We start from the raw sequence: 19,489 nt of genomic DNA, 5'->3' as shown, positions 1-19,489 counted from the left end.
CTACAGCAATAGGGTGGTGTCGGTGGAGTTTGGAGTGACTAGCCGATCAAGGCCGTGGCTGATGAAGCGGCGCAGTGCCGCTCCGGGGCGCATGTCGCCGCGTTGTTTTGACCATGCGGCTTGGCGTGCCAGCAGAGCCGCGGCGGCGCAGCGGGCGAGGGTGATGGCGAGGCCGCGGGCGCCGGCTTCCAGGGTGTCGCGCTGTTGGCCGTGGTGGTCGAGCCAGTGTGTGGCGGCGTCGAGTACGTGCTGGATGGTGCTGGCGGCGTGCATGTCGTCGTTGTCGGCAAGCCAATGGCCGATGGCTTCGTGCAGGGCGCCGGGGGCTTTGCCGGCGAGGGCGCGCAGGCTGTCGAGGGAGAGTACGTTGGTGGTGCCTTCCCAGATGGCGTAGACCTGGGCGTCGCGCAGAAGCTGCGGCAGGCCGGTGTCTTCGATATAGCCGGCGCCGCCGAAGCATTCCATCGCCTCCGAGCAAAGCTTGACGGCGAGCTTGCCGGTCCAGAGTTTGGCCAGCGGAGTGAGCAGGCGCAGCAGGGCGGCTTCCTGTGGTGTGGCGGCGTCGTGTTCGACGCGGCCGAGCAGATGGGCGACTTCAAACGCCAAGGCAAAGGCGGCTTCAAATTCCGCCTGCATGCCGGCCAGTGTGTGGGCGTGCAGCGGCTGATCGACGAGTGCTTTACCGAAGGCGTGGCGGCGGCGTGCGTAGTCGCGGGCCAGATGGACGGCGCGGGCCATGCTGGCGACGGCGCAGATCGCGTTCCAGGTGCGCGTGACGTTGAGCATCGGTGCGACCTGGCGTACGCCATGCGCGAGCTCGCCGACGGGCCATGCGGGAAGGCCCTCGAGATGGATTTCGGCGGTGGGCAGTTCGTGCGTGCCCAGTTTGTTTTTGAGGCGGTCGATCACCAGCTGCGGCTTGCGCTGGCTGCCGTCCATGGTTTCCACATAGAACAGGGCCAGTGCGGCGGTGCCGGGTTCGCCACCTTCAGGGCGTGCCAAAGCCAGGGCGGCTTCGCCGACGACGGCCGAACTGAACCACTTGCGGCCGTAGAGACGCCATTGCCCGTCAGGATCGCGACGCGCGATGGTTTCGGTGTTGCCGACATCCGAGCCGCCGGGTGTTTCGGTCATCCACTGTCCGCTGAGCCAGAACGTAGCGGGATCGCGGCTGAGAAAGTGCGGCAGTGCGCGCTCGATCAGCGCGCGATTGCCGGCGGCCTTGAGTGCGGTGGCGGCGCCGTCGGTCATGGCCAGCGGGCAAGTGTAGAACTCGCTGGCGAGGTGATAGAGGTAGACACGGGCGAACTCTTCCAGGCGTGCGCAGGGATGGCTGTCGTGGCCGGCGGCGAGCACAGCGTGGTGCGTGGTGAGTTGCGGGCCTTCCTGCCACGCGGTGGTCAGCTCGATGCGATCCACGCGCCGGCCCCAGGCGTCCCATTGGGTCAGTACGGGTTTGCGGCGCGTGGTGGCGCTGGCGCGCTTCCAGGCCATTTGTGCGTAGTCGCCCAGCGCGTCGAGGTCGGCGTCGAGCGCGGTGCGGCGATCCATCGGCAGGCAGCGATCGAGCAGGGCGGTGAGCAGGCGATCGTCGCGATACGGATGCGCCAGTTGCGGCGCGTCTTGCAGGAATCCCATGGAACGGCTCCCAGGCATGCGTCCTGAGAGTATAGGCGTCAACGCGGACGGGTTTCGTAGGAGCGCACCCTGTGCGCGACATACCGGCAGGATTGCCGGTGTGCACGGCGAAGCCGCCCGAAGGGCGAGGGCCATGGATGGCCCGAGTGAAAGCCCTGCGGAGCAGGGCCAGCTTTTGCCATCTATGCAGATAAAGCGCGGCCCTTGCGGGCCGTTTCGCCCACAGGGTGGGCTCCTACTTGCGCTTTACGCCAGCGCCCAGGGTGCCGATCAGCAGCAGGGTGAGGATGATTTCGGCCAGTGCCAGCCAGCGTTCGCTGGAGGAACTCCAGCCCTCGGCGATGCCATGGCAAAAATAGAACAGGCTGAGGATGCCCACCCACAGCAGCGCGCGCCGCACGTCGCGGATCGCCAGCAGCGGCAGCAGCAGCGGCACCACGGTGATCAACAACACCAGCCATACCGGCATCAACTGCGCGGGGAACAGCCAGCCGTGCCATACGAGTTGCAATAGCAGCAGGCCGGCCCAGGCGGCGAGGCCAAGGCGATAGTGGGCGGGAACCGCTGTCGTCATGCCGCGCTGCCCAGCTTGCGCGCCACGTCGGCAAGGCGGCGGCCCAGGGCGCGCGCGAGTTCGCGCTCGTGTTCGCTGATGGGGTTGTCGCCCTTGGGGCCGGCAACGTGGCTGGCGCCGTAGGGTGTGCCACCGCTATGCGTGGATGTCAGTGCGGGCTCGGTATATGGCACGCCAAGCAACAGCATGCCGTGGTGAAGCAGCGGCAAGGCCATACTCAACAGCGTGGATTCCTGTCCGCCATGCATGGTGCTGGTGGAGGTGAAGACGGCGGCCGGCTTGCCAGCCAGCGCGCCGCTGGCCCACTCAGCGCCCGTCGTGTCGATGAAATGCTTGAGCGGGGCCGCCATATTGCCGAAGCGCGTGGGGCTGCCGAGCGCGAGGCCGGCGCAATCGGTGAGGTCCTGCTTGGTCACGTACGGCGCACCATCTTCGGGTTCGGGTGGCTGCGCGACTTCGGTGACCGGAGCCACCGGCGGCACCTGGCGCAGGCGCGCCTGCATGCCGGGCACTTCCTCCACACCGCGCGCGATCAGGCGGGCCAACTGGGCGGTGTGGCCGGTGCGGCTGTAGTAGAGGACCAGGATGTCTCGGCTCATGCGGCGTGGCTCGTGGAGTAGATGGTTTGGGGCATTCAGTGCGGATCGGGTAGTGTACCGGTCGATTCCGCCCATGTTGCCGCCGAGCACTTCGGGTGACAGCAGCCGAAGAGGGAAAGCCATGAATTGGCGTTTCGACCGCGACCGCACTACCAGCTTCAGCCGCTTCATGTGGCAGCGCTTTATCGACGACAAATGCTTCGAGACGGCGGGCGCGCTTTCTTACACCACCCTGGTCTCGCTGGTGCCGCTGACGGTGGCTGTGCTGGCGATGTTCTCCGCGTTTCCGGTGTTTGCCGAGTGGCGCAATACGCTGATCAATTTCGTCTTCAACTTTGTGCCCGCGGCGGCGGATACGGTGAAGAACGCGTTGCTGGCGTTTGCCGATAACGCGAGCAAGCTCACCGGCATCAGCGTGATCGTGATGCTGTTCAGTGCGATCTCGATGATGATCAGCATCGAGGATCGTCTCAATCGCATCTGGCGCGTGCATCAGCCGCGCGGTTGGGGGCCACGGCTTTTGTTGTACTGGGCAGCACTGACCCTGGGGCCGATCCTTGTGGTGGGCGGCCTCGCCGCCAGTTCTTACGTCACCGCCGTGCCTTTGCTGAAGGATGCGGCCGGCCAGCTCGGTTTTGGCGCGCGCCTGTTGGGCGTCCTGCCGTTTGTGGTGACCTTCATCACTTTGTGGCTGCTGTACACCGTGGTGCCGAATCGCAGGGTGTCGCTAAAGGATGCGGCGATTGGCGCGCTGCTCGGCGCGGTGTTGTTTGAGATCGCGCGCTGGGGCTTTGCCGTGTTCGTACACCACGCGCAGACCTATCAGCAGATTTATGGCGCGGCGCTGGCGGCGCTGCCGATTCTGCTGCTGTGGATCTATCTGTCGTGGATCATCGTGATCCTTGGTGCTTCGGTGGCGGCGTCGGTATCGGCGTACGAATACCAGGTGCCGAGCGCGTGCCTGCCCGAAGGCTCCGAGTTTCTCGGCCTGCTGGTGGTGTTGCGTCATTTTGTGGAGGCGCAGCGCAAAGGCGTCAGCGTGGACGTGGCTACGGTGCGGGTACAGGAGCCGTATCTGCGTAGCGCGTCCGTCACCGTATTCTTCGATGACCTGCAACACGCCGACCTGATCCAGCGCAGCGAGTCGGGTGGCTGGCTGCTCAGCCGCAGTCTGGATGCCACCGATCTGCTGCGCGTGTACCGCCATGCGGGCTACCCTCTGCCGCTTGATCCTGTGCAGGAGGCGCAGACGCTGGGTATTCAGTTGCCCGATGAGTTGTTGCAGCTGCTGGGTCAGGCCGCCGACACGCTGAAGAGCACGCTGGGCGCCAAGCTCGACCAGGCCTATCCGCCGTCCCCCATCCCTGAGGAAAAGGAAATTGTTGTATGAAGTGGCTTCCCTTGCTCGTTTTCTCTCTCGCTGCTTTGCTCGGTGCCGCGAGCGTTCACGCCGCGATGCCGGCGCAGCCCGCACTCAAGATCACTACGCTGGACGGCAAGCCGTACGACCTCACCGAGCACCGCGGCAAGTTTGTGATCGTGAATTTCTGGGCCACCTGGTGTGTGCCGTGCATCAAGGAAATGCCCGACATCTCCAACTTCGTCAGCACGCACAAGGACAAGGTCGCCGCGATCGGCCTGGCGTATGAGGACAGCGACAAGGCTGACATTCAGTCCTTTCTGGCCAAGCATCCAGTCAGCTATCCGGTTGCGCAGGTGACGCTGGACAAGCCGGTGAAGGATTTCGACGAGCCGCGCGGCCTGCCGACAACCTGGCTGATCGGGCCGGACGGCAAGGTAGCGAAGCGCTTCGTCGGACCGGTTACCGAGGCGTCGCTGGGTCAGGCGATTGGATTGGGTAAATAAGGCGGGGCATCATGGCGGCGGCACGCTTTTTGGTCAGTGGACGGGTGCAAGGCGTGTTCTATCGTGCCAGCGCGCGCGAGCAGGCGCTGACGCTGGGCCTTGTCGGTTACGCCAAGAACCTGCCCGACGGACGCGTGGAAGTGCTGGCCTGCGGCAGCGAGTCAGCCATCGAGGCACTGGAGCGCTGGCTATGGCGAGGGCCGTCGACAGCCAAGGTGACGGAAGTGCAGCGCGAAGCCTGGTCGGGCGCTGCACCGAAGGGCTTCAGTACCACCTAATAGGTGTTGGGCACCCACAGTGCCTTGTCCGTCACTTTCTCGTGCCTGGGCTTGCCCTTGAGCGGTCCCAGTTTCACTTTGGGCACGGTTTCGTCATGGCGCGGGATCTGTTCGAGCAGGTGCCGGATCAGATTGATGCGACCGCGCTTCTGATCGTTGAAGTCCGCCACGAACCAGGGTGAGCTCGGTTGGTGCGTGCGCTCGATCATGACGTCGCGCAGATGCCCGATCTCGGCATATTTGCCGCGCGAGGCGAGATCGACCGGCGAGAGCTTCCAACGCTTGAGTGGATCTTTGGCGCGCGACGCAAAGCGCTGCTCCTGCTCTTCCTGATCCACCGCCAGCCAGTACTTCATCAGGATGATGCCGTCGTCGGTGAGCAGTTTCTCGAAGGTCGGCACGGTCTGCATGAATGCCTCGTACTGATCCTTGGTGCAGAAGCCCATGGCTGGCTCCACCACGGCGCGGTTGTACCAGCTGCGATCGAACAGCACGAACTCGCCTGCGGAGGGCAGGTGTTCAACGTAGCGCTGGAAGTACCACTGTGTGGCTTCACGCTCGTCCGGTTTGGATAGCGCGACGATGCGGTAGCCGCGCGTGTCCATCGACTCGGTGATGGCCTTGATGGTGCCGCCCTTGCCGGCAGCGTCGCGGCCTTCGAAGATCACCATCAGCCGTTTGCCGCTGCGCTTAAGCCAGCGATGCAGGCCGGCCAGCTCTATCTGCAGCTCTTCCATGGTCTCGCGATAGCGTTTGTCGTTCTTGGCCATGACGACTCCCCGTTGTTGATTACAGATCCAGATCGATGGGCGGGCGCCCGATGCGATAGCGCGAACCCATGGCTTGTACGGCGCGACGGAAATCGGCCGCGAAGCCTTGCATGTCAAACAGTGGCAGTTGTGAACGCCGTTGGGCGAGATGCTGGCGCAGCGTCGCCAGCGCTTCGCGATCATTGCCGAGATGGGTGGCCATGGCGACGAAGGACTCCTCGTCCTCGGCGACCATCTCCGGCAAGTGGGCGTGATACAGCAGGCTCGCACACTGCCGTCCAGCCAGTGTCTGGCCGACCCAGGTCAGTACCGGACAACCGGCCCACAAGGCATCGACCGCCGTGGACTGCGCGTTGCACGGCAGGGTGTCGAGGAACAGGTCGGCGTGGGTCAGGCGCGCGAGATGTTCGGCATGCGGCAAGCGCGGCATGAACACCAGGCGTTGCGGCTCTATGTCCAGCGCCGTTGCCGCGGCACGCAGCCGGTCGTCGGCGCCATCCGGGCCACTGAACAGCCACAGCACGCTGCCCGGCACCTGCTGCAGGATCAGCATGAAGCGCGCGAACGCGGCCGGATTGAGTTTGTGGCTCCCGTTGAAGCTGGCGAACACCACAGCTTCCGCGGGCAGGCCACAGGCTTCGCGGGATGGCGGCATGCCGACGGTGCAGGTGTTGTCGACCGGCAGCGCGCAACGCGGCAGGCGCACGATCTTTTCGCTGAAGGCATCGCGCAAGGTGGCAGGCAGAGCGACGGCATCCGTGAGCAGGTAGTCCGTCCACGACGCGCCGGACGTGGCGGGATAGGCAAACCAGTTCACTTGCACGGGCGCTGGACGGAATTCGAACAGATCGCTGTTGGCACCGCCGCCATAGCTGCGCAGGTCGAACAGGATTTCGATGCCAGTCTGGTGGATGTGCCGTGCCAGCCCCGGCGGGGTCAGGTGCGCGACATCGTGCATGGTTGCGGTGGCTTCCAGACGCCGGCGGATCGAATCGCCTTCGTTCGATGCCGTGCAGAACAGATGGACGTCCAGAAGGCTGTCGCTCAGTTGTTCCAGCAGGGCCACGGTGAACTGGCCGATGGGTCGCTCGCCGAAGCCGTTGGAGACAAAGCCGACACGCATCGGCGCGTCTGCTTTGGGCAGGTGGAGCGTAAGGGAAAGCTCCTTGCGCAAAGCGGCGGCCTGCTGCTCGATACTGGCTGCGTAAGTGCTGGCGCAACGGCGCTGCTCGGCGGCGCTGGCGTCTTCGGCGAGAAAGGCGAACGGTGTGACACCTTCTCGCCCGTCGGCAACGGCGCGGTGCAGTTGTGTGCACAGCTCATCCAGTCCGGGCCAGTCGTAGAGCCGTCGCTTGGCGAACACCAGCATGCCCAGTGCGGCGCCAGAGGCGGCGTCGAGTCGCAGTGCCCGTTCAAACGCGGCGGCGGCCTGGGGAAGATCGCCGGCATCGTCCAGCACCAGGCCGGCATGGAAGGGGTAATGCGGATGCTCCGGCGCCAGTTTCTCCGCCTGCAGCCAGGCGTTGGCGGCTTCGTGCAAATGGCCTTGCGCCTGCAGCACGCGGGCACGCAGCGCATAGGCGCCGTCGAATTTCGGGGCCAATTGCAGGGCTTCGTCGACGTGCTGATTGGCTTGCTCGAGATTGCCAAGCTCCAACTCTGCGGCCGCCAGATTGAGGCGCAGTCCGGCGTGCTGAGGCGCGCCGTGGGTGGCCATGGCGTAGGACTCGCGCGCCTGTGCATAGCGTGCGGCGGTCATCAGTGCATTGCCCAGCATAAGCAGGATGGCGGCATGTCCGGGGTGCAGCCGTAGCGCGGCGCGCAGACGCTCAATGGCGCCATCGACATCGCCTTCGCTCAATTGCAGGCTGGCCAGGTTGCATTGCACCTCGACGCTATCGGGCGCGAGACGGTCGGCTTGCAGCAGCGCTTCGCGCGCGTCCTCGTGGCGAGTCAACTGGAGCAGGGCCAGGCCGTGCAGGCGGGCTATCTCCGCGTCCTGTGGGAAGTCGGCGCGTGCACGCAGCGCCAGCTGATCGGCTTGTGGCGCCTCGCCGCGCTCGAGCAACTGGGCGAGCTGGTGCTGATAGGCGAGGAGTTCGGATCGGTGTGACGGCTTCATCCGCGCACGCTAACCCAGCAGGCCGTCACTGCCAATCGCAGACTGCGTGCGTTGGCTCTCACCCTGCGAGGGATTTCAGTTCGTCGGCCTGATGTTCGCGGATAAGGGCGCCGATCAGATCGTCCAGGTCGCCTTGCATGATCTCCGGCAGGCGGTACAGGTCGAGCCCGATCCGGTGGTCGGTGACCAGGTTGTCCTTGTAGCGATAAGTGCGGATGCGCTGGCTGCGGCTGCCGCTTCCCACCTGCAGCCGGCGCGATTCCGCCTGCTCGGCGGTCTGCTTGGATTGCGCCTCGTCGAGCAGGCGGGCTTTGAGCAGGCTCATGGCGCGGGCGCGGTTCTTGTGCTGGCTGCGCTCGTCCTGGCACTCCACCACGATGCCGGAGGGCAGGTGGGTGATGCGGATCGCGGAGTCGGTCTTGTTGACGTGCTGGCCGCCGGCGCCGGACGCGCGGAAGGTGTCGATCTTCAGATCGGACGCGGCGATATCGATGTCCTCGATGTCGTCCAGTTCGGGCAGCACGGCCACGGTTGCGGTCGAGGTGTGTACGCGGCCCTGTGACTCGGTGGCGGGCACGCGCTTCACGCAATGCGCGCCGGACTCGAATTTCAGCCGGGAGAACGCACCCTTGCCCTCGATGCGTGCCACGACTTCCTTGTAGCCGCCGTGCTCGCCTTGGTTCTCGCTGAGTATCTCGACGTGCCAGCGCTGGCGCTCGGCGTAGCGCACATACATGCGAAACACATCGCCAGCGAAGATCGCTGCTTCGTCGCCGCCGGTGCCGGCGCGCACTTCGAGGAACAGATTGGCCTCGTCGCGCGGGTCCTTGGGCAGCAGCAGGATCTGCAGTTCGTCATCCAGCTGGGTCAGTCGGGTTTCCAGCTGCTGGATGTCGTCTGCCGCGAGTTCGCGCATGTCCGGGTCGGACAGCATCGCGCGCGACTCGTCCAGCGCGCGCTCGGTCTGAGCGTGCTCGCGCAGCGATGCAATGACCGGTTCGAGCTGGGCGTATTCGCGGGAAAGGTCGCGAAAGCGCGCGCCGTCGGCGAGTACGTCGGGTTGCGCAAGCAGCAGGCCGATTTCTTCGTGACGCTCGGCCAGGGCTTCGAGTTTGCGGCGGATGGATGGGGTCAATGAGGATGCGGTCATGGGACGGATCAGGATGGCGGATAGGGAGGCGGCGCGCGAAGCGCCGGGCGGGACGTCGATGAGCGTCGCTAAGCCCCGGTATCCGTATCCTTCTCGTCCAGCCCGTAGAGGCGTCCCGCTGCGTGCAGCAGTTCCATGTCGCCGCTCAGCGCGGCTTCGCGCAGACGGGCACTGGGATGGTGCAGCAGTTTGTTGGTGAGGGTGTTGGCGAGGAAGGCGAGCGCTTCGTCCGGCGATTTGCCGCGGGCGAGCATGGCGCGTGCCTTGTCCAGCACTTCGTCGCGATAAGTCTCGGCATGTTGGCGCATGTCCACCGCCGGATTGCGCACGGTGAGCGCGCGGCGCCAGGCCATGTACCGTTCCACCTGCAGGTCGATGATGGCGCCCGCCTCGCGAGCAGCGGCTTCGCGCGAGCGGCGGTTCTCGTCGATGACCTGGCGCAGGTCGTCGATGCCATAGAGGAAGACGTCGTCGAGTTCGCCTACGGAGGCTTCGATATCGCGCGGCACCGCGATGTCGACCATGAACATCGGTTTGCGCCGGCGTGCGCCGATGGCCTTCTCCACCATCGTGCGCGACACCACGGGCTGGCGCGCGGCGGTGGAGGAAATCACGATGTCGGCTTCGGCCAGATGCTGCGGCAGATCGTGCAGGGCGATGGCGTAGCCGCCGTGACGGCTGGCCAGCTCCTGCGCGTTCTCCATGGTGCGGTTGGCCACGATCAGGCGGCGTACCTGTTTGTCGGCGAGATGGCGCGCGGCCAGTTCGATGGTGTCGCCAGCGCCGATCAGCAGTACGCAAGCCTGTTTCAGATCGGTGAATACCTGCTCGGCCAGCCGCACTGCGGTGAAAGCTACCGACACGGTGTGTGCGCCGATGCGGGTGTCAGTGCGCACGCGCTTGGCTACCGCGAAGGTGTGTTGCAGCAGGCGGTCCATCGGTGCGCGCAGTGATTGCGCGTCGCGCGCCAGCTGATACGCATCCTTCACCTGGCCGAGGATCTGCGGTTCGCCCAGCACCATCGAATCCAGTCCGGTGGCCACGCGGAACATGTGACGTACGGCTTCGTCCTCGTCGTGGCGATAGAGGAACTCGTCCAGCTTGCCGGGGGTCAGCTGATGATGACGGCTCAACCATGCCTGCGGCACCGTTTCTGCGCCGGCCGCAACACTCACGTACAACTCGGTGCGGTTGCAGGTGGAGAGGATCATCGCCTCTTCCACGCCGGGCTCCAGGCTGAGCTCATGCAGCGCGGCGCCAGCGGCATCCGTATCGAATGCCACTTGCTCGCGCAACTGGACCGGCGCGGTGAGGTGATTGAGCCCTAAGGCGATCAGCGGCATGGTGTGAGGTGATTGGAGGCGGCAGGCATCCGGCAGCGTAAACTAGGCCGGCGCACCGACCGTTCCATAAGGTGACGACGCTGTAACAGACGGATGAACGGAGAATAGTGTGCTGAGCAGGTGGGCCAAGTTCAAGCAACTGCGGCATTTTGCGGCGAGCGGACTACTGATTCTGACGGTGACGGGCTGCGCCACGGCGCCCGGCCAGCGTCCCGCCCGGTCGGCTGGGGCAGCCTCCCAGCCGCTGGATCACCTGGTGGTGGCCACGCCGGATGCCGAGCATGACCTGATTGCTCAGTTGCTGGCTGGCGAGATGGCGCTGACGCGCACCGATCTCAAGACAGCCTCGGCCGCCTACGGCAAGGCAATGATGCTGAGCAACGATCCGCGGGTCGCCGAACAGGCAGCCGGTATGGCTATTGCGGTGCATGACAACGCTTTGGCGGAGCAGGCCATTGCACGTTGGCAGGCGTTGGGTGCCAAGCCGGCCTCGCTGGCGATGGCCCGTGCGCAATTGGCGCTGGATCGGGGCGATTCGGATGAGGCCAGGCATCAGCTTGAGCTGCTCACCGGCAGCGGCGATCCGGATGCGTGGCGTCAGTTCGGACGCGCCTTGCTGAGCAGTCGCGATCCGTCGCAGGCGGCACGTCTGCTTGAGGCGCTGGCAACGCCGCAGCGGCTGCCCGCCGATGCGCAGGCCTGGCTGGCGATGAGCGAGCTGGGCGATAAGCTCGGCCGTCACGCGTACGCGCAGCAGATTGCCGATGCGGCGATCAAGCGCTTCAACAGCGCAGAGACTTACGCCTGGGCCGGGCGCCTGAAGTTCAGCAATGGCGATCGTGCCGGTGCGCAGGTACTGTTCCAGAAGGCTCTCGCCCGCGCGCCCAAGAACCTTGGCCTGCGGCTGGCCTATGCCACCCTGCTTGGGCAGGCTGGCGACTATGCCGGCGCATCCAAGTTGCTCGACAGCGGTCCGCAGAATGCCGATACCTACAGTCTGCGCGCCGCCCTGGCCGCCCGTGCCAACGACACCAAGGCGCTGACGCGCCTCTACGCCCAGCTGCAGCGCTCGCCGGAGCAGGTGCGGGACAGTAGTGCTTTCTTGCTCGGCCAGCTTGCCGAGATGCTCAATCGCAGCGAGGAAGCCCTGGATTGGTACAGCCAGGTGCCCGACGACGACGAGCATGCCTTCGACGCTGACCTGCGCAGCGCTGTGCTGCTGCACAAGCAGGGCAAGGCGACCGAGGCGCACGAACAGCTGTCGCAGATGCAGACCGACTACCTCGATCAGCCCGGCCAGCTGCGCCGTGCCTATGAAGTGGACGCCGGGCTGTTCATGCAGGACCAGAAATACGCGCAGGCCGAAGCGGCATTCAGTCGCGCGCTGCAGGTGGTGCCGGACGATCCCGAACTGCTCTATGGGCGCGGACTGGCCTATGCAGAAGCCGGTCAGACCGACCAGGCTGTCGCCGATTTCCGCCGGTTGCTGCAGCTCAAGCCGGACGATGTCGATGCCAGCAATGCCCTGGGTTACACCCTGGCCGATGCCAATCGCGACCTGCCCGAAGCCGAGAAGCTGATCCAGACCGCCCGTGCCGCCAAGCCGGACGACCCGGCCATCGCTGACTCCTGGGGCTGGCTGCAATACCGGCTGGGGCATCTGGATCAGGCTGAGCAATCCCTGCGCAGTGCTTGGCAGACACGCAAGGACGCGGACGTCGGCATTCACCTGGGTGAGGTGCTGTGGAAGCAGGGGCGGCAGGAGGATGCGCGGCGCGTGTTCGACGAAGTACGCCGCATTGATCCGCAAAGCCATAACCTGCACACCACGCTCAAGCGGCTCAATCCATGACCTATGCATCCCTGAAGCGCGGCCTCCGATATCTCGGGGCCGCCTTGCCGCTGTTGCTCGCCGCCTGTGTGCCGACACCCGCCGTCCGTATGAAGGGCGATGCTGCCTTGCTCGGTGAGCAGGAGGCGCGCGAGCGGGCGCTTGCCGGTGCCGATCATTGGAGTCTGCAGGGCAAGCTGGGTGTGTCGGATGGCAAGGATGGCGGCAGCGGCACGCTCAACTGGACGCAGAATGGCGAGCGCTATGAATTCACCCTGCGCTCGCCGGTGATCGGCAAGAGTTTCCGCCTCAGCGGTGGCCCGGATGGCGCCCTGCTGGAAGGGCTGGATGGCGGCCCGCTGCGCGGACCGGATGCCGAATCGCTGATGCACAAGGCGCTGGGTTGGGAAGTGCCGCTGCGCGATCTGCGTGCGTGGGTGCTGGGGCTGCGCGCCGATAGCGGTCCGGCGGAGCTCAATTTCGGGGCGAATCGCCTGCCGTCCCTGCTGCAGCAGGATGGCTGGGACGTGGATTACCGTGAGTGGGATGCGGGTCGCCAACCGCCCGTGCCGACCAAGGTCTTTGCCGAGAAGCCGCCTTACAAGGTCCGCTTGTCGATTGAGTCCTGGACCTTCAACTGAGCCCTATAGCGAGGCGCTTGGGTTAGGCTTTGCGCCCCTTGCGGACACTGGCCGCATAACGGAATCGTCATGACGTATCACATCGAGCGCGCCGTGCCCGCTCAGGTCGAGGCTTTGTGCGCCATTGAGCGCGCCGCCATGGAGTTGTTCCGCGGCCATCGCGCCTGGCCGTTCTACGTGCATGTATCGATGCCGCCGGAGCTGCTGGTGCAGGCCATTGAGCGCGGCATGGTCTGGGTGGCACTCAGCGACGCCGACAATCAACTGGTGGGCTTTGTGTGGCTGGATACGGAAGAGGGCGGCCAGAGCGTCGGCATAGCCGAAATCGATGTGCTGCCCGACTGGGGGCGGCGCGGTATCGGCGCCGACCTGCTCGAACATGCTTGTGCCTGGGCGCGTGCGGCGGGTTATCGCCGGGTGGATCTCGGCACCTTGGCTGATGTGCCTTGGAACGGCCCGTTCTATGCCCGGCATGGCTTTGTCCAGGTCGACAAGAACGACCCGATCTTCGCCTTCGCCCGCGAGCGGGATCAGGAAAATGGGTTCCCCGACGATTTGCGAGTCTTCATGAGCCGCACCCTGATGCCTTCTGCGGCTGACGATTGGACGGTATGGCCGGCGCCGGCCAAGCTGAATCTGTTCCTGCGCATTACGGGGCGCCGTCCGGACGGTTATCACGAGCTGCAGACCGTATTCCGCCTGCTGGATTGGGGCGATGAAGTCCGTTTGCGGTTGCGGCGGGACGGGCAGGTCAGGCGCCTCACCGACGTGCCTGGCGTGCCGGAAGAGAGTGATCTGATGGTGCGCGCGGCGCGGCTGTTGCAACTGCATGCCGCAAGCGATGCCGGCGTGGATATCGAGCTGGAAAAGCGCATCCCGATGGGTGGTGGCCTGGGTGGCGGCAGTTCGGATGGGGCCACCGTGCTGGTGGCGCTGAACCATCTCTGGGGCGCTGGTCTGGACGAAGATGCCTTAGCCGAGCTGGGCCGGCAGTTGGGCGCCGATGTGCCGGTATTCGTGCGCGGGCGCTCGGCCTGGGCCGAAGGCGTGGGCGAGAAACTGGAGCCCATCTCACTTCCCAGGCGTTGGTACGCGGTGCTTGACCCCCACGAACACGTGCCCACCGCAGCGCTTTTTCAAGCGTCTGAATTGACACGAAATGCTCCGCCAGCCACAATTTCATCCTTTGTTTCGGGCGAAACGGCTGGAAACGCGTTCGAGCCGGTTGTGCGTGCGCGTCACCCGCGGGTGGCGGCTGCGCAGGACTGGCTCCGCGATTACGGCACTGGACGGCTCTCCGGCAGCGGCGGTTGCGTGTTCCTGGAGACCAAGTCGCAGGAGCGGGCAGAGTTCGTGGTCGGGCAATGTCCGCCGGCATTCACGGCCCGAGTGGCCATGGGTGTGAATGTTTCGCCCTTGCAACAGACTTTGGCGCGCCATCGCGGCGGCGCCCGGGTCGAGAGGTAAGGCAGCCGGGCGCCAGAACCCGGGTGCGTAGCGGAATGAAAGTAATACTGGGGCGTCGCCAAGCTGGTTAAGGCACGGGATTTTGATTCCCGCATGCGCAGGTTCGAATCCTGCCGCCCCAGCCATTCAATATGGCCAAAGGTTCTTAGCAATGACCGTGGATACCTCCAGCCCGATGCTCTTTGCCGGCAATGCGCATCGTGCCCTCGCCGAGGACGTGGCTCAGCGACTGGGTGTGCCGCTCGGCAAGGCACTGGTGGGTCGCTTCAGTGACGGCGAGACGCAGATCGAGATCGAGGAAAACGTCCGCCGCCAGGAAGTGTTCGTGTTGCAGCCTACGGGCGCACCGAGCGCGGAGAACCTGTTCGAGCTGCTGACCCTGGTGGATGCGCTCAAGCGCGCCTCGGCGGCCAGCGTCACCGCGGTGATGCCGTATTTCGGCTATGCCCGCCAGGATCGTCGCCCGCGTTCGGCGCGCGTACCGATCACGGCGAAGATGGTGGCCAAGATGATCGGCACCGTCGGTGTGGATCGCGTGCTAACGGTGGACCTGCACGCGGACCAGATTCAGGGCTTTTTCGACATTCCGGTGGACAACGTCTATGCCTCGCCGCTGCTGCTGGCGGACATCTGGCGCAACCACTCGATGGACAACCTGATCGTGGTGAGTCCGGACGTTGGCGGTGTGGTGCGCGCCCGCGCGCTGGCCAAGCGTCTGGACGATGCGGATCTGGCGATCATCGACAAGCGTCGCCCGAAGGCCAACGTGGCGACGGTGATGAACATCATCGGCGATGTCGACGGCAAGACCTGCGTGCTGGTCGATGACATCGTGGATACCGCCGGCACCCTGTGCGCGGCTGCTGCGGCTCTGAAGGAGCGCGGTGCCCGCAAGGTGGTGGCGTATTGCGTGCATCCGGTGTTGTCGGGTGCGGCGATCAGCAACATCGAAGGTTCCCAGCTCGACCAGCTGGTGGTTACCAATACCTTGCCGCTGCGCCCGGAAGCCCAGGCCTGCGCCAAGATCCGTCAGCTCTCGGTCGCCGAGCTGCTGGCGGAAACGATCCGCCGCATTGCGTTCGGCGAATCGGTCAGCTCGCTCTATATCGATTAAGGGCTAACGCCCAGCTCGGCTCTCCTGGTCGCGGGGGAGTCACCAAACCGCCGCGAGGCGGATCACTACTGAAGTAGGTAATGCCAACATGGCCCAGACTCATGAAATCAAGGCGCAGAGCCGTAACGACGAGGGGAAAGGTGCGAGCCGCCGCCTGCGTCGTGCGGACTTCGTGCCTGCCGTTGTTTACGGTGCCGGCCAGGCGCCGCAGAGCATCCAGATCGAGCACAACACCATCTTGCTCGCTGCCAAGCACGAGTGGTTCTTCTCGTCCGTCCTCGACCTGAACGTCGATGGCAAGGTGCAGAAGGTGCTGGTGCGCGACTGGCAGAAGCATCCGTTCAAGCAGCAGATGCTGCACATGGACTTCCTGCGCATCAACGAGAACGAAGCGGTTCGCGTGAACGTGCCGCTGCACTTCCTCAATCAGGAGAAGTCCCCCGCCGGCAAGACCTCGGGCGTGGTGATCTCGCATAACCTGACTGAAGTGGAAGTCTCCTGCCTGCCGAAGAACCTGCCGGAGTTCCTGGAAGTGGATCTGTCGGATCTGAAGCCGGGCGAGATCGTTCACCTGTCGCAGATCAAGCTGCCGGCTGGCGTGGAAATCCTGGCGCTGCACCTGGGTGCGGACCACGACATCGCTGTCGTCACCGCCAACACGGTGAAGGAAGAGGCCGAGGAAGCTCCGGCTGCCGAAGGCGAGGCCGCTCCGGCCGCCGACGCCAGCAAGGACGCCAAGAAGTAAGTCGCATGACAGTCCGCGCGCCAGCGGTGCGCGGACTGTCGATGTGCTTGCTTGCCTTGCATGGCGGGTTTACGCCTCATTGTCGGGCTGGGTAATCCCGGCGCCGAATATCTCAGAACCCGGCACAACGCCGGGTTCTGGTTTGTTGACGCCCTTGCGGCGGGGCAGGGCGAGCGCTGGGGCTTCGATGGGAAGCTGCATGGCGAGACCTGCAAGGTCCGCATCGGTGGCGAGCCGGTATGGCTCCTCAAGCCAGCCACCTTCATGAACAAGAGTGGCATCGCCGTGGTTTCGGCGCTGCGCTATTACAAGATCGAGCCTGATGAGTGCCTGGTGGCGCATGACGAGCTGGATCTGGACGCCGGTACTGTGCGCTTGAAGTTCGATGGCGGCCATGGCGGCCAGAACGGTTTGCGCGACATCGTGGCGCATCTCGGGCATGCGAAGTTTCATCGTCTGCGCGTTGGCATTGGCCATCCAGGCCACAAGGACAGGGTCACGCCGTGGGTGCTGGGCCGTCCCTCCGCCAATGACGAGGACGCCATCCTGGGCGGCATAGGCCGTGCGCTCGACGTATTGCCGCTGGCGGTCGACGGACAGTTCGACAAGGCGATGCAGCAGCTGCATACCGCCAGTTCGCCGTGAGTCTTTAGCGAAAGCCGTTGAACGGTTCGCTGTCCGTCCTACTATTCCCTATTCACGCTTTTCCATTCCCGGATTCAAACCATGGGCATCAAATGCGGCATCGTCGGCCTGCCTAACGTCGGCAAGTCCACACTGTTCAACGCGCTGACCAAGGCGGGTATCGCCGCGGCAAACTTCCCGTTCTGCACCATCGAGCCGAACGTTGGTGTGGTGCCGGTGCCGGATCTGCGCCTGCAGGCGCTGTCGGGCATCGTCAATCCGCAGAAGGTGGTGCCGACGGCGGTGGAATTCGTCGACATTGCCGGCCTGGTGGCTGGTGCGTCGAAGGGTGAGGGACTGGGTAACAAGTTCCTGTCGCATATCCGCGAGGTCGATGCGATCGCCCATGTGGTGCGCTGCTTCGAGCACAGCGACATCGTGCATGTGGCCGGCAAAGTGGACCCGATTGCCGATATCGAAACCATCGATACCGAGTTGGCGCTGGCCGATCTGGACTCCGTGGAAAAAGCGCTGAACCGCGCCGAGCGCGCCGCCAAAGCGAACGACAAAGAGGCGCAGGCCAAGAAGCCGGTGCTGCAAAAGCTGGCGGCTGGCCTCAACGAGGGTAAGTCGGCGCGCAGCCTGGGTCTGGATGAAGAGGAAAAGGCGCTGGTGCGCGACCTGTTCCTGCTCACGCTCAAGCCGCTGATGTATATCGCCAACGTTCGCGAAGACGGTTTCGAGAACAACCCGCATCTCGATGCCGTGCGTCAGCGTGCGATTACCGAAGGTGCGGAAGTGGTGCCGGTGTGCGCCGCGATCGAAGAAGAGCTGTCGCAACTGGAAGATGCCGACCGCGACGAGTTCCTTAAGGATCTTGGCCTCGAAGAGCCGGGTCTGAATCGCGTGATCCGTGCGGGCTACAAGCTGCTCGATCTGCAGACCTACTTCACGGCGGGTGTGAAGGAAGTACGCGCCTGGACGATCAAGCGTGGTTCCACGGCGCCGCAGGCTGCCGGTGTGATTCACACGGATTTCGAGCGTGGCTTCATTCGTGCGGAAACCGTCGGCTATGACGATTTCATCCAGTACAAGGGTGAGTCTGGCGCGGCAGCGGCGGGTCGCCTGCGCAAGGAAGGCAAGGACTACATCGTCAAGGACGGCGACGTTCTGCACTTCCTGTTCAACGTCTGAGTCGCGCGTTCATCGCGTTCCGAAAAGCCCCGCTTTGGCGGGGCTTTTCTTTTTCGGTGTGCTTCTTGTCAAACTGTCGCACGGCAGACAACTTCTGGTGTGACATGCCTTCACTCGCGTTGCGCTTGCGTCTTGGGCGTCCTGACGACGCTCGTGCCATCGGCATCCTCCTGCGACGGGTGGCGCGGCGCTGGGTTTTGCCCGATCAACCGCCGGATGTCGGGGCTGCCTTGTTGGCGCGTTTCAGCGCTCGGGTCATTCGCGAGAGATTGCTCGAAGGGCATCGCTTCCACCTGGCCTATCTGGGGGATGTGTTGGTTGGTGTGTCGGCGATGCGAGACGAGAGCCATCTGGTGAATTTTTTTGTCGGCACTCGCTATCAGGGGCGAGGTATTGCTCGCCGGTTATGGCAAAGGACAATGCTTGATGCCGTGCGGCGTGCAGGTACGCGCCGCTTCACGCTCAATTCGTCCCGTTGTGCGGTTCCGGTGTACCTGCGTCTGGGCTTTGCCAAAGCCGGGCCGGAAGGGCGCTCGCCCAAGGGTGTGGTCAGCACACCGATGGTGCTGGAGCTGGATGCTGCGCCGAAGGCATCGCGCAAGCGGGCATAATGGCGCACCTTTTATTGGTCCCGCCCGTCGGAGTCCGCATGTCAGGCAAGCAGCACGAAGTAAGTTTCCGTTTTTTGGCCCAGCCCACCGATGTGAACTTCGGCGGCAAGGTGCACGGCGGCATGGTCATGAAGTGGATTGACCAGGCGGGATACGCCTGCGCCGTGGCATGGAGTGGCGCCTACTGCGTGACGGCATCGGTCAGCGGGATCCAGTTCGTGGCGCCGATTCTTATCGGTGATTTGGTAACGGTGCGGGCACGCCTGATCCATACCGGGCGTTCGAGTATGCATATGGCGGTGGATGTGCTGGCGCGTGATCTGCGCAAGGACGAGCACCGTCTGGCGACCAGTTGCGTGATGGTGTTCGTGGCGCTGGACAGTCCCGACGGCAAGCCGACGCCGGTGCCGACCTGGGAGCCGCGCGATGACAATGAGCGCCAGTTGCAAGCGCAGGCCCGTCGGTTAATGGATCTCTCCAAGGAGATGGAGCAGTTGATCGATACGCGGGCTGTCGCTGACAGGTGATTGCTGGCGCCGACGAGGCAAAAATCATCGTCGCTGCATGCAAATTTCCGGTGTTCAGGTGTTGACAGGCTGAGGCCTGATCCACACAATAGCCGTTCTTTGTTGGAGGGATACCCAAGCGGCCAACGGGGGCAGACTGTAAATCTGCTGGCTTACGCCTTCGGTGGTTCGAATCCACCTCCCTCCACCAGACGAGTTCCGCGTAGGGCGGGAGTAGTTCAATGGTAGAACCTCAGCCTTCCAAGCTGATGGTGCGGGTTCGATTCCCGTCTCCCGCTCCATTGATCTCGGTCTGGATGTTTTCGTGCTCATGTAGCTCAGTCGGTAGAGCACTTCCTTGGTAAGGAAGAGGTCGCTGGTTCGATTCCAGTCATGAGCACCATTTCGCTGGTCGC

Annotated in this window: 19 protein-coding genes and 4 tRNA genes; 16 read left to right on the top strand and 7 right to left on the bottom strand. The window is 64.4% G+C overall.

The genetic code is table 11. The features are described from left to right. From ISS97_RS04610 to wrbA, 3 genes are all read right to left on the bottom strand, one after another. Complete coding sequence (locus tag ISS97_RS04610) at positions 1 to 1,638, bottom strand: acyl-CoA dehydrogenase family protein (RefSeq protein ID WP_379985897.1); 1,638 nt, start codon at positions 1,636 to 1,638, stop codon at positions 1 to 3. A gap of 235 nt (positions 1,639 to 1,873) precedes the next feature. Next, on the bottom strand, positions 1,874 to 2,212 hold the full coding sequence (locus tag ISS97_RS04605; RefSeq protein ID WP_379985896.1) for a DUF2069 domain-containing protein: 339 nt from the start codon (positions 2,210 to 2,212) through the stop codon (positions 1,874 to 1,876). Beyond that, entirely contained in the window at positions 2,209 to 2,811 is a 603-nt protein-coding gene (gene wrbA / locus ISS97_RS04600; RefSeq protein ID WP_379985895.1) for an NAD(P)H:quinone oxidoreductase, read from the bottom strand. The genes ISS97_RS04605 and wrbA overlap by 4 nt, the downstream gene beginning before the upstream one ends. 121 nt (positions 2,812 to 2,932) lie before the next feature. Between wrbA and ISS97_RS04595 the strand changes: the two genes are divergently transcribed. The 3 genes from ISS97_RS04595 to ISS97_RS04585 are packed head-to-tail and all read left to right on the top strand — an operon-like array spanning position 2,933 to position 4,955. Beyond that, entirely contained in the window at positions 2,933 to 4,201 is a 1,269-nt protein-coding gene (locus ISS97_RS04595) for a YihY family inner membrane protein (protein ID WP_379985894.1), read from the top strand. Continuing rightward, complete coding sequence (locus tag ISS97_RS04590) at positions 4,198 to 4,677, top strand: TlpA family protein disulfide reductase (protein ID WP_379985893.1); 480 nt, start codon at positions 4,198 to 4,200, stop codon at positions 4,675 to 4,677. The genes ISS97_RS04595 and ISS97_RS04590 overlap by 4 nt, the downstream gene beginning before the upstream one ends. Positions 4,678 to 4,688: 11 nt before the next feature. Further along, a complete protein-coding gene (locus ISS97_RS04585; protein ID WP_379985892.1) occupies positions 4,689 to 4,955 on the top strand; it encodes an acylphosphatase in 267 nt (88 codons plus the stop codon). Here the strand turns inward: ISS97_RS04585 and ppk2 are convergent. The 4 genes from ppk2 to hemA all read right to left on the bottom strand — a co-directional run bounded on the left by ppk2 (position 4,952) and on the right by hemA (position 10,340). Beyond that, positions 4,952 to 5,725 carry a polyphosphate kinase 2 gene (gene ppk2 / locus ISS97_RS04580; protein WP_379985891.1) on the bottom strand — a complete coding sequence of 258 codons (774 nt, stop codon included), beginning with the start codon at positions 5,723 to 5,725 and terminating at the stop codon, positions 4,952 to 4,954. The two genes, ISS97_RS04585 and ppk2, sit on opposite strands and share 4 nt — an antisense overlap. Before the next feature lie 19 nt (positions 5,726 to 5,744). Then, positions 5,745 to 7,847, bottom strand: a complete 2,103-nt coding sequence (locus tag ISS97_RS04575) for an O-linked N-acetylglucosamine transferase, SPINDLY family protein (protein WP_379985890.1) — start codon at positions 7,845 to 7,847, stop codon at positions 5,745 to 5,747. A gap of 58 nt (positions 7,848 to 7,905) precedes the next feature. Further along, positions 7,906 to 8,982, bottom strand: a complete 1,077-nt coding sequence (prfA, locus tag ISS97_RS04570) for a peptide chain release factor 1 (RefSeq protein ID WP_379986164.1) — start codon at positions 8,980 to 8,982, stop codon at positions 7,906 to 7,908. 83 nt (positions 8,983 to 9,065) lie between these two features. Continuing rightward, the gene (gene hemA / locus ISS97_RS04565; protein WP_379985889.1) at positions 9,066 to 10,340 is read right to left on the bottom strand and encodes a glutamyl-tRNA reductase; all 1,275 of its coding nucleotides are present in this window, start codon (positions 10,338 to 10,340) and stop codon (positions 9,066 to 9,068) included. Positions 10,341 to 10,449: 109 nt separating this feature from the next. Between hemA and ISS97_RS04560 the strand changes: the two genes are divergently transcribed. The 13 genes from ISS97_RS04560 to ISS97_RS04500 all read left to right on the top strand — a co-directional run bounded on the left by ISS97_RS04560 (position 10,450) and on the right by ISS97_RS04500 (position 19,476). After that, the gene (locus ISS97_RS04560; RefSeq protein ID WP_379985888.1) at positions 10,450 to 12,192 is read left to right on the top strand and encodes a tetratricopeptide repeat protein; all 1,743 of its coding nucleotides are present in this window, start codon (positions 10,450 to 10,452) and stop codon (positions 12,190 to 12,192) included. Between the two features lie 11 nt (positions 12,193 to 12,203). Beyond that, positions 12,204 to 12,812: a lipoprotein insertase outer membrane protein LolB gene (gene lolB, locus ISS97_RS04555; protein WP_379986163.1), complete on the top strand. Its 609-nt coding sequence runs from the start codon at positions 12,204 to 12,206 to the stop codon at positions 12,810 to 12,812. Positions 12,813 to 12,881: 69 nt separating this feature from the next. Next, positions 12,882 to 14,279, top strand: coding sequence for a 4-(cytidine 5'-diphospho)-2-C-methyl-D-erythritol kinase (gene ispE, locus ISS97_RS04550; protein ID WP_379985887.1), 1,398 nt, complete (start codon positions 12,882 to 12,884; stop codon positions 14,277 to 14,279). 48 nt (positions 14,280 to 14,327) lie between these two features. Continuing rightward, positions 14,328 to 14,404 (top strand) — tRNA-Gln (locus ISS97_RS04545). Between the two features lie 50 nt (positions 14,405 to 14,454). Further along, complete coding sequence (locus ISS97_RS04540; protein ID WP_379986161.1) at positions 14,455 to 15,393, top strand: ribose-phosphate diphosphokinase; 939 nt, start codon at positions 14,455 to 14,457, stop codon at positions 15,391 to 15,393. An 88-nt stretch (positions 15,394 to 15,481) separates the two neighbouring features. Beyond that, positions 15,482 to 16,138: a 50S ribosomal protein L25/general stress protein Ctc gene (locus tag ISS97_RS04535; RefSeq protein WP_379985886.1), complete on the top strand. Its 657-nt coding sequence runs from the start codon at positions 15,482 to 15,484 to the stop codon at positions 16,136 to 16,138. A 60-nt stretch (positions 16,139 to 16,198) separates the two neighbouring features. Continuing rightward, positions 16,199 to 16,783 carry an aminoacyl-tRNA hydrolase gene (gene pth, locus ISS97_RS04530; protein ID WP_379985885.1) on the top strand — a complete coding sequence of 195 codons (585 nt, stop codon included), beginning with the start codon at positions 16,199 to 16,201 and terminating at the stop codon, positions 16,781 to 16,783. An 81-nt stretch (positions 16,784 to 16,864) separates the two neighbouring features. Beyond that, complete coding sequence (ychF, locus tag ISS97_RS04525; protein ID WP_379985884.1) at positions 16,865 to 17,956, top strand: redox-regulated ATPase YchF; 1,092 nt, start codon at positions 16,865 to 16,867, stop codon at positions 17,954 to 17,956. Positions 17,957 to 18,060: 104 nt separating this feature from the next. Then, on the top strand, positions 18,061 to 18,567 hold the full coding sequence (locus ISS97_RS04520) for a GNAT family N-acetyltransferase (protein ID WP_379985883.1): 507 nt from the start codon (positions 18,061 to 18,063) through the stop codon (positions 18,565 to 18,567). A gap of 38 nt (positions 18,568 to 18,605) precedes the next feature. Then, positions 18,606 to 19,094: an acyl-CoA thioesterase gene (locus tag ISS97_RS04515; RefSeq protein WP_379985882.1), complete on the top strand. Its 489-nt coding sequence runs from the start codon at positions 18,606 to 18,608 to the stop codon at positions 19,092 to 19,094. 104 nt (positions 19,095 to 19,198) lie between these two features. Beyond that, positions 19,199 to 19,284: transfer RNA gene (locus ISS97_RS04510), tRNA-Tyr, on the top strand. A 17-nt stretch (positions 19,285 to 19,301) separates the two neighbouring features. Next, a tRNA-Gly gene (locus tag ISS97_RS04505) sits at positions 19,302 to 19,375 on the top strand. Positions 19,376 to 19,400: 25 nt separating this feature from the next. Beyond that, positions 19,401 to 19,476, top strand: a tRNA-Thr gene (locus ISS97_RS04500). Positions 19,477 to 19,489 lie beyond the last annotated feature (13 nt).

Origin of the sequence: Dyella koreensis (genome assembly GCF_044904565.1) — a bacterium.
In the GTDB taxonomy this organism is placed as follows: Bacteria; Pseudomonadota; Gammaproteobacteria; order Xanthomonadales; family Rhodanobacteraceae; genus Dyella_D; species Dyella_D koreensis.
The sequence above is the reverse complement of the archived record's forward strand: the minus strand, read 5'-3'. Positions and strand labels throughout refer to the sequence as shown.

Bases quoted from the DNA above. Each gene is read 5' to 3' on its own strand.
- ISS97_RS04610 (WP_379985897.1), bottom strand. From the start codon at position 1,638: ATGGGATTCCTGCAAGACGCGCCGCAACTGGCGCATCCGTATCGCGAC.
- ISS97_RS04605 (WP_379985896.1), bottom strand. From the start codon at position 2,212: ATGACGACAGCGGTTCCCGCCCACTATCGCCTTGGCCTCGCCGCCTGG.
- wrbA (WP_379985895.1), bottom strand. From the start codon at position 2,811: ATGAGCCGAGACATCCTGGTCCTCTACTACAGCCGCACCGGCCACACC.
- ISS97_RS04595 (WP_379985894.1), top strand. From the start codon at position 2,933: ATGAATTGGCGTTTCGACCGCGACCGCACTACCAGCTTCAGCCGCTTC.
- ISS97_RS04590 (WP_379985893.1), top strand. From the start codon at position 4,198: ATGAAGTGGCTTCCCTTGCTCGTTTTCTCTCTCGCTGCTTTGCTCGGT.
- ISS97_RS04585 (WP_379985892.1), top strand. From the start codon at position 4,689: ATGGCGGCGGCACGCTTTTTGGTCAGTGGACGGGTGCAAGGCGTGTTC.
- ppk2 (WP_379985891.1), bottom strand. From the start codon at position 5,725: ATGGCCAAGAACGACAAACGCTATCGCGAGACCATGGAAGAGCTGCAG.
- ISS97_RS04575 (WP_379985890.1), bottom strand. From the start codon at position 7,847: ATGAAGCCGTCACACCGATCCGAACTCCTCGCCTATCAGCACCAGCTC.
- hemA (WP_379985889.1), bottom strand. From the start codon at position 10,340: ATGCCGCTGATCGCCTTAGGGCTCAATCACCTCACCGCGCCGGTCCAG.
- ispE (WP_379985887.1), top strand. From the start codon at position 12,882: ATGACGTATCACATCGAGCGCGCCGTGCCCGCTCAGGTCGAGGCTTTG.
- ISS97_RS04540 (WP_379986161.1), top strand. From the start codon at position 14,455: ATGCTCTTTGCCGGCAATGCGCATCGTGCCCTCGCCGAGGACGTGGCT.
- ISS97_RS04535 (WP_379985886.1), top strand. From the start codon at position 15,482: ATGGCCCAGACTCATGAAATCAAGGCGCAGAGCCGTAACGACGAGGGG.
- pth (WP_379985885.1), top strand. From the start codon at position 16,199: ATGGCGGGTTTACGCCTCATTGTCGGGCTGGGTAATCCCGGCGCCGAA.
- ychF (WP_379985884.1), top strand. From the start codon at position 16,865: ATGGGCATCAAATGCGGCATCGTCGGCCTGCCTAACGTCGGCAAGTCC.
- ISS97_RS04520 (WP_379985883.1), top strand. From the start codon at position 18,061: ATGCCTTCACTCGCGTTGCGCTTGCGTCTTGGGCGTCCTGACGACGCT.
- ISS97_RS04515 (WP_379985882.1), top strand. From the start codon at position 18,606: ATGTCAGGCAAGCAGCACGAAGTAAGTTTCCGTTTTTTGGCCCAGCCC.